At 27.4% G+C, this 1,366-nt stretch carries 1 protein-coding gene; it reads right to left on the bottom strand.

What is annotated here, in order from left to right:
• Positions 1-143 precede the first annotated feature (143 nt).
• Positions 144-1,244, bottom strand: coding sequence for a UDP-galactopyranose mutase (gene glf / locus A9G03_RS01010; RefSeq protein WP_065798166.1), 1,101 nt, complete (start codon positions 1,242-1,244; stop codon positions 144-146).
• Between the last annotated feature and the right edge of the window lie 122 nt (positions 1,245-1,366).

The following is a 1,366-nucleotide window of genomic DNA, read 5'->3' on the forward strand; positions in this document are numbered from 1 at the left end:
CAGAATGAAAAATTGAGACAAGAATTAATATCATTTAGAGATAAAAGTTCTAAATCTGATGCTTGGAATAAAATTTTTAATAAAAAATGATTGAATTCTAGCATATTATTGGTGCTCTCCGAAATGGGAAAGCACCAATAATTTTATAATTTTAAATTATCAATAAATTTTAAAGCACTATCTATTACATGATGCATATCATAATATTTATATTCCGCTAGTCGTCCACCGAAATGAATACGTGTTTCTCTATCTGCAAGTTCTTTATATTTTTTATATAATTTAGCATTCTTATCATCATTAATAGGATAATATGCTTCATCACCAATTTTCCAATCTTTTGGATATTCTCTCGTTATTACAGTATGTTCTGTTTCAACATAATCGAAATGTTTATGCTCAATGATTCGCGTATATGGAATTTCATATTCAGTATAATTCACTACAGCATTACCCTGATAATTAGGTTCATTAATTATTTCATTTTCAAAAAGTAGCGATCTGTATTCTAAAGCACCATATTGATAGTCATAAAATTCATCTATTGGACCTGTAAAAATGACTTTCTCAGCTGAATCAAGTAATTTTTGTTTATTTTCGAATAAATCGGTATTCAATTTTACATCAATACCTTCTAGCATTTTTACAATTATCTGTGTATACCCGCCGATTGGAATACCCTGATATTTATCATTGAAATAGTTATTATCAAAAGTGAATCTCACTGGTAGTCGATTAATTATAAATGGAGGAAGCTCAGTTGCTTTTCTCCCCCATTGCTTTTCTGTATAACCTTTAATTAATATCTCATAGATGTCTTTACCTATTAAAGATATCGCTTGCTCCTCCAAATTCCTTGGTTTTTCAATATGAAATACTTTTTTTTGCTCTTCAATCTTTCTATAAGCTTCATCTGGTGTTTTTACCCCCCATAATTGATAAAAAGTATTCATATTAAAGGGCAAATTAAATAATTTACCTTTATAATTTGCTATAGGTGAATTTGTAAAACGATTAAATTCGGCAAAACGATTGATGTAATCCCATACTAATTTATTATTAGTATGGAATATATGAGCACCATATTTATGAACTTGAATACCATTATTTTCCTGAGTATAAATATTCCCTGCTAAGTGATTTCGTTTTTCTACTACAAGTATTTTAAATCCTTTTTTATTTAACTCATGAGCACAAATAGATCCAAATAAACCACTTCCCACAATTAAATAATCATATTTCATCTGTTTTCTCTGAACGTTTTAATTAACCAAATTATGAAAGCTAAAATTAGGTCTAATATATAATTTAGCAAAAATTATAAAGTGAATTTGTTGAATCTTCAAATCAAATTATCAATTATTAA

The organism is Gilliamella sp. wkB171 (assembly GCF_001693755.1).
In the GTDB taxonomy this organism is placed as follows: domain Bacteria; phylum Pseudomonadota; class Gammaproteobacteria; order Enterobacterales; family Orbaceae; genus Gilliamella; species Gilliamella apicola_F.